The 7,338-nt window shown below is 40.0% G+C and carries 6 protein-coding genes and 1 pseudogene; 3 read left to right on the forward strand and 4 right to left on the reverse strand.

Annotated features, from left to right (window positions below):
* Positions 1–15: 15 nt before the first annotated feature.
* Positions 16–939 (forward strand): CapA family protein, encoded by a 924-nt coding sequence (locus tag CARFE_RS13850; protein WP_051250091.1) that lies wholly within the window; start codon positions 16–18, stop codon positions 937–939.
* Between the two features lie 30 nt (positions 940–969).
* Here CARFE_RS13850 and CARFE_RS0101345 read toward each other — a convergent pair whose 3' ends face one another.
* Together CARFE_RS0101345 and CARFE_RS0101350 are read right to left on the reverse strand one after the other, a co-directional pair.
* Positions 970–2,247, reverse strand: a complete 1,278-nt coding sequence (locus CARFE_RS0101345) for a TrpB-like pyridoxal phosphate-dependent enzyme (protein WP_028051467.1) — start codon at positions 2,245–2,247, stop codon at positions 970–972.
* A 194-nt stretch (positions 2,248–2,441) separates the two neighbouring features.
* Complete coding sequence (locus CARFE_RS0101350) at positions 2,442–3,647, reverse strand: ISL3 family transposase (protein WP_028051468.1); 1,206 nt, start codon at positions 3,645–3,647, stop codon at positions 2,442–2,444.
* 99 nt (positions 3,648–3,746) lie between these two features.
* On the opposite strand from CARFE_RS0101350, the gene CARFE_RS0101355 reads away from it, so the two are divergent.
* Positions 3,747–4,271: a nitroreductase family protein gene (locus CARFE_RS0101355; RefSeq protein ID WP_011343682.1), complete on the forward strand. Its 525-nt coding sequence runs from the start codon at positions 3,747–3,749 to the stop codon at positions 4,269–4,271.
* Positions 4,272–4,580: 309 nt separating this feature from the next.
* On the opposite strand, the gene CARFE_RS0101365 is transcribed toward CARFE_RS0101355, so the two are convergent.
* On the reverse strand, positions 4,581–5,483 hold the full coding sequence (locus CARFE_RS0101365; RefSeq protein WP_028051469.1) for a selenium metabolism-associated LysR family transcriptional regulator: 903 nt from the start codon (positions 5,481–5,483) through the stop codon (positions 4,581–4,583).
* Between the two features lie 114 nt (positions 5,484–5,597).
* Here CARFE_RS0101365 and CARFE_RS0101370 point away from each other — a divergent pair, with 114 nt between their 5' ends.
* Entirely contained in the window at positions 5,598–5,930 is a 333-nt protein-coding gene (locus tag CARFE_RS0101370) for a CGGC domain-containing protein (protein ID WP_028051470.1), read from the forward strand.
* 25 nt (positions 5,931–5,955) lie between these two features.
* Here CARFE_RS0101370 and CARFE_RS13855 read toward each other — a convergent pair.
* Positions 5,956–7,181 (reverse strand): annotated as a pseudogene (locus tag CARFE_RS13855) (IS1182 family transposase); the annotation flags it as partial.
* Positions 7,182–7,338: the final 157 nt, after the last annotated feature.

Below are 7,338 nucleotides of genomic sequence, written 5' to 3' on the forward strand. Positions count from 1 at the left end.
TGAGGTGGAAGATATTTGAGCAGGTTAAAAATTATTTTTTTAACATTTTTACTGGCAATTACCTTAACTAAAGCTTTTGCCAGTGCAGCTTCTCCGGCAAAGGAAATTAAACTTGTCTTTTTGGGTGATGTCTTAGCCGGCGGCAACTTAAATTATTACTACCAAAAATACGGCTATGATTATCCCTGGCAGAAGGTTAAAAAGTATTTTCAGGGTAAGCTTGTTTTTGCCAATTTAGAAAGCTGTATTTCTCTTCGGGGAAAGCCCGAAAGGAAAAAATACACTTTTCGGGGTCGACCGGAATTTTTAAAGGCTATGAAAAAGGCAGGAGTTACGGCGGTTTCGGTTGCCAATAACCACTCTGCGGATTATGGGCTGATAAGTCTTTATGATACCCTTGGCTACTTACGTCAAGAAGGGATTTACTACTCAGGGGCAGGAAGGGATGTTTATATTACGGAAATCCCCTGGCAGGGATATAAAATTGGTTTTCTTGCTTTTTCCCGGGTTATCCCTTCAACAACCTGCGTGGCAAGCCCCAAAAAAACGGGAATCTGGTCTATTTATGAGCCGAATGTTGGTAAAATCTTAAAGTTAATCTGCGAAAATGATGCTAAATACGATCTTTTAGTGGTAAGCGTTCACTGGGGAGTGGAGAGGGATTTAACCCCAAATCCGCCTGAAATAAAACTTGCCCATAAATTAGTTGAAGCGGGAGCCGATGTGGTGATGGGCCATCACCCGCATGTAGTGCAAAGGTATGAAATTTATAAAGGCAGACCAATCTTTTACAGCCTGGGTAACTTTATATTTACTTCCAGTAGTAATAAAGAGACTGCAAAAACTGTTATTGCTGAAGCGGTATTTACGGGAAGGAAACTAAAAAGTGTGGAGGTTAAGCATGGAGAAATAAAAAGAGGCCAGCCGGTCATTAAATAATAATCCCCGGTTTTTACCGGGGATTTTTCCTCAATCTTTAAGTTTGCCAGCAAAATATGCTTCATACGCGGACAAGTCAAAATAGCCGTGCCCGCTTAAATTAAAGACAATAGTTTTGGCAACACCTTCTTCCCGGCATTTAATTGCTTCATCAATAGCTGCGGCGATAGCGTGGGAAGATTCCGGTGCCGGGATGATGCCTTCGGTACGGGCAAAGGTTACTCCAGCTTCAAATACCTTTAACTGGGGATAAGCTTTAGCAGAAATAATTTTATTTTTGTAAAGAAGGCTTACCAAAGGTGAATCGCCGTGGTACCGAAGTCCTCCCGCATGGATGCCCGGCGGGATAAAGTCGTAGCCTAAAGTATACATCGGCATTTTAGGAGTAAGGCCGGCAACATCGCCAAAATCGTATTTATATTCCCCTTCGGTAAGGGTTGGGCAGGCCTTTGGCTCTACAGCAATTATTTCAATATTTTCACCTTTTAATTTTTCCCGCACAAAAGGAAAGGTAAAGCCACCAAAGTTACTGCCACCGCCCACGCAGGCAATCAAAACATCGGGCTTTTCTCCCAAAAGGGATAATTCCTCATAAACCTCTTGCCCGATTACCGTCTGGTGTAAAAGGACGTGGTCCAAAACACTTCCCAAAGCGTACTTGGTTTTGGGGTCACTCATTGCTACTTCTACCGCTTCGCTGATAGCTATCCCAAGGCTTCCCGGAGAATTAGGGTCTGCTTCTAAAACCTTACGTCCGGCAGCAGTTTCCTGGCTTGGGCTTTTTACCACCCGGGCGCCGAAAGTTTCCATGAAAATCCTCCGGTACGGCTTTTGGTCATAGCTTATACCTACCATATATACGGTTAACTTCAGCCCGAAAAAATTGGTGGCATAAGCTAAAGCGCTCCCCCACTGACCGGCTCCGGTTTCGGTGGTAAGCTGTTCGGTTCCATCCAGCTTGTTGAAATAAGCCTGGGCCAGAGCGGTATTAAGCTTGTGACTGCCGGAAGCGTTGGTCCCTTCGTACTTAAAGTAAATTCTGGCGGGAGTATTTAGATACTTTTCTAACTTTTTAGCCCTTTTAAGTGGGGTTGGACGGTATTCGGCGTAAGCTTCTCGGACTTTTTCGGGAATTTCAATGAAACGTTCGGTAGAAATCTCCTGTTCAATTAAACTTTTAGGAAAAAGACCCTCTAAATCCGCTGGCGAGATGGGCTGACCGGTAACGGGATGAAGAGGCGGAGGTGGAAGTTCGGGAAGGTCTGCCTTAAGGTTGTAGTAATACTTGGGTAAACTTACCTTGCTCATCTAAACTCACCTCTTCTAATATTAATTTCTAACATTATAGCAATTTAATGCAAAAATTGGCAAGGAAATTTTAAAAATTTCTCGAAAAGTTAATTGATCCTGGTTCGGTACCATCCCCGGGTTGCGGTCAATGTTTAAAAGTATTAAACTTTAAAATAGACCGATTCCTCGCTATTTTGTGGGGGTAAGGGAAATTAAAATTCAAGGTTTAGTTTACCACCAACCAAATAAATCATAGTTGCAAAATTTTTTAATGATCTATAGCCCCGGGCTTTCCTTTTTGCTGCTTGAATTACACTATTTAAACCTTCAAGAATGCCATTATTTAAATTTGAGGAAAACCAATTTAAAACGCCATTCCAGTGATTTTTTATAATTTTTGCAGCTTCAATAATTGGCTCAAGACGGCTATGAGTAGCCCAAAAGTACCACTTTTTCAAAAATTGTTCTGCTTCCACCCGAGATAACTGCCAAAGTTCTTGAAAACTTAACTTTATGTTATAGGCTTTTGCGGTTTTTATATTCCGATTTTTTAAGGATAACAGCTTCTCTTTTTGATTTTTTGTTAAATTTTTAATGTTTTTCAACCAAAGATATTTTGTACCTTTTAGTTCTGGACGTTCCTTTTGTTCTGCCCGGCGAACTCTGTCTACTGCTTCATTGATGATTTTCATTACATGAAATTTATCAAAGGTTAAATTAGCTTTTGGGAAAAATAAACGAGCTCCTTTAATAAAAGCAGGGGACATATCAATGCAGATTTCTTTTATTTTCTCTGGATTACCATTATGCAATACTAACTCATTTCTGAATTTTTCAAGGGTTTCATAGTCTTTTCCGGGGGCTACAAAAAGTATTTTAGAATGTTCTAAGTCAGCAAATATAGTTACATAATCGTGTCCCCGCTTAAATGATGTCTCATCTACCCCTATCTTTGTTACATTTGAATAATCTTCTTTTTGCCGTGCTCTTGAAACATAATAAGAAAGAATTCGCCAAAGCCTGGTATCGTGTTCATTAACCATTCGGGCAATAGCTTTTACTGGCATTTCTTTGGCTAAGGTCATAATATAAGCTTCAAAAAGTAAGGTAAAACCGGAACCTGGTCTTGCCCACGGAACATTAACAGTTTTTACACCACAATCAGGGCAATTTATTCTGGGAACCCGGGCATGTAAGTAGGCTTTATATTGAAAAAAATCAAGATGCCTCCAGGTTTTTTCCTCAGTATCGTAAGCTTTACATCCGGATTTGCCGCATACGGGACAAACAAATGTCCCACCTTTTTGAAAGTCTATGTAAATATCTAACTGGTTTTTTTCAAGATTTAGTTCGCTTTTTGTAACAATCCAGGGGGGTGTTAGTCCTAATGCTAATTGAAAAATATCGATATCTCTCATTCTCATCACCTCTAATGTGATAATACCACATCAGAGGCTTTTACCCATACTATTTAGCGAAGAGCCAATAGACCTAATTATTATCCAGGAGGGGATATGATGGAAAAATTTCTGGAAGTTTTAAACACCCGACGCAGCATTAGAAAATTTCTTGATCATCCGGTGGAGAAGGAGAAAATTTTAAAAATCCTGGAAGCGGGGATGAATGCGCCTTCGGCAGGTAACGAACAACCCTGGCATTTTGTCGTTGTAACCGACCGGCAAAAAATGCTGGCCATGAAAGAAAAGCATCCTTATGCAGCTATGCTTGCCGAAGCAGCAGCGGCAATTGCTGTGGTTGCTGATCCAAAACTACTGAAATATCCCGGTCCTGGGCAGGAATTGTGGATTCAGGACCTGTCTGCAGCAACGGAAAATATTCTCCTTGCTATACACGCTTTAGGGTTAGGCGGTGTTTGGCTGGCAGTACATCCTTTCGAAGAGCGGGAGCGCGAAATAGCTAAAATTTTAGAAATTCCCGAAGGCTATCGTATTTTAAACTTGATAGCTTTGGGTTATCCCAACCAAAAGCCCGATACGACTACCCGCTTCAAAGAAGAAAGGATTCACTGGGAAAAATGGTAAACTTCCCGGCAAAACCGGGAAGTTTTTTCTTTTAACCAAAACCGTTTAGTTAGAGGGGTTAGTGGATTAAGTGGTTTTTGAAGTTATTTTATTGTTTATTTTTGGTTTTGGTAGTTTAGCATGGAGAGTAAAGGTTTTTAACATTAAAAAAGATAGTGATGGAATCGGATAGCGAAGGAAAGTATAAGGAAAGTATAAGGAAAGTATTATGAATTATTTTATTTTTATGAGGATTGTTCTGAAAGCCATGTAGGTACACGCTAAAATATTGGTCCTATATGGTCAAGACACCTCATCCATGGCGTCTTTTTATGTGCTACATTTTGGGGTCAGCCTTTCTTGTAACAGGCGCAAAAAGGCCTGAACCTGGGCTGAGGGTTTATTATCTTTATGACGTAGCAGTTTAATTTCTCTTCTTATGGTTAATTCAGGAATTTTAAGTATATGCAGGCGCCCGGCGCAAACTTCTTGGTCGATGACAAACCTTGATAATAGGGCAATGCCCAGGTTGGCGGCCACTGCCTGTTTAATTGCCTCTAGGCTGCTAAACTGCATTGCTACCTTGATTTTTTTGCCCAGTTGTTGTAATCGCTGTTCTAAAGCAATTCGTGTGCTGGATCCAGGTTCCCGTAAAATAAAGGGTTCGGTCAAAATTTGGTCCAAGGTAACCGCTGACTTGCGGGCTAGAGGATGATCTTCAGCAACGACTATAACTAATTCATCGTGGGTTATGGTTTTTGCCTCAATTTGAGGATGAACAATTCCTTCGCCGCCACAGAAAGCAATTTCCAGCTCATGGTGCAGTAGCTTTTGTTCAATTTCATGGGAGTTGCTTATATCTAATACTACTTCAATGCCTGGATAGAGCTTGCGATATTGTCCTAATATCTCGGGTAATACATAAATGCCGGGAGTTGTACTGGCTCCCACCAACAAACGGCCTTTGCCCAATCCCTTTAAATCCCGGAGTGCATTTTCTGCTTCCTCTAACTGGTTAAAAATTTTTGTAGTGTATTGATACAGAGTTTGCCCGGCTTCGGTTAAATAGACTTTTCGGCCCAACTTTTGAAATAATTCTAAGCCGAGCTCCTGTTCCAGATTTTTTATTTGAACAGAAATGGTTGGTTGACTAATCAGTAATTCTTCTGCCGCTTTAGTAAACCCTTGGTGCTTAGCAACAGTATGAAAGATTTTTAGATAGTTTAAATTCATTCTGCACACACCTGGCTTACATAGATATTTTCAATTGATAACATTGAAAAGATATATTTGTATTATAATTCATTTTTCGATAAAATTAAAGCAAAAAACAAGGGGGAAGTGTAGATGAAGGTAGGTATTATTCGTTGTCAACAGACAGAAGATATGTGCCCCGGCAATACTGACTTTGCCGTGGCGCGGGAGAACAAAGGCGTGTTTGCCACTAGCAATGAGCCTGTTGAGGTGATCGGTTTTGTTTCCTGCGGCGGTTGCCCGGGGAAGAAGAGCGTTACTCGGGCGGAAATGATGGTAAACCGGGGGGCGCAAGTGGTTGTGTTGGCATCTTGTATAACGAGAGGGAATCCGATCGGTTTTGCCTGTCCCCATCGAGATAACATATTGGCAGCAATTAAAAAAAGAATTGGAGAAAAAGCGGAAATCTGGGATTGGACTCATTAAAAATATCTGAAAATTTATGGAAGTTTTAAATACCCGGCAAACTCCCAATACAACTATACGCTTCAAAGAAGTAAGGATTCATTGGGAAAATGGTAAACTTCCCGGCAAAACCGGGAAGTTTCAGCTTGTAGACAAACACCGCTTTTAAGCTGCGGCTTGAAAGCGGTGTTTTATTAAAGGTAAAGATTTTATGAATTTTAGATAAAAACGAAGAAAAAGCAGGCACTGCGGGTGGCAGTGTACCTTGTTTTTTCTTCCAGGTGGCTAACTTTTTTAAATTCATGCATGTGAAAAGAAGCGTGAGGTAATGCTTAACTTTCCTCAAGCCTCGCAAATGAGTATAACGCATTCCGTGCTTTTCTTTGGCATCTGCAAAAACCCTTTCGATGGTTTCTCCACGCTTTTTGTATAATTCTTTTCCCCAATAAGTATGCCTTATATCTTCCGCTATTTCCAGGTAATGTTCCCACACATGTCTGGTAACTACTTTTGTATAATTATTGCTTTGGGTACACTTTGAGCGCACAGGACATTCACGACATATTTTCGGGTCACTTTTATACTCTCGGTATCCATTCCGGTTGGTAGTACTGTATTTTAAAACTTGGTTGTTGGGGCAAAGATAACAATCATAATATTCATCATAAACATAATCGCGTTTTTTAAAGTAGCCTTTTTTAGTCATTGGTCGTTTATAAGGCATAACGGGCAGTGCACCTGCTTTAATTATTTCTCTACATACAGCGGGACTTATGTATCCGGCATCAAGCACAACCGCTTCTATTCCAGGATGTCTTTTTTTAACCCTCTTAAACAAATCAGGAAATACTTGAGTATCGTGAACATTGCCAGGGGCTACTTCTAAATCAAGAACAAAAGCATTTTTAGTACAAGCTACAGATACAGAATAGGCAAAACAGCGTTCTTTTTCTCCTTTTACAAACAATCCACTTTCGGGATCTGTTGTACTTACTATTATTTCTTGAGTATTTCCAGTATTTTCTTTTAACTCTTCTTTTTCCTGATTATTGTTAATATTAACATTACTATCTTGGTTGTTGTCGTTATTATTGATGTTATCGTCATTTTCATCTTTTTCTTCTTCGATATCTTCAAAGGGTTTTTTTCCATGGGCTTCCCGGTCAGCATTTATTTCTCGCAATAATTCTTCTTTATATTTGCTGGTCTTCTGTTGTGCAATTTTTTTACATACTTATTTTTATTAGCACTAGCTTTTACATGGGTAGAGTTGTTTATGGCAAAATAAAAGTGCAGAGTTTGGCAAGATAAAAGTGCAGAGTTAGGAATAGTAAAAAAAACCATTGCCAGCAGTCCCAAAATCTAATAACCTCTTGTTTGTAGACCAATACGAACAGGAGGTATAGAAAGGATGCTAGCAATGGCTGAT

This window comes from Carboxydothermus ferrireducens DSM 11255 (assembly GCF_000427565.1).
GTDB lineage: Bacteria > Bacillota > Z-2901 > Carboxydothermales > Carboxydothermaceae > Carboxydothermus > Carboxydothermus hydrogenoformans.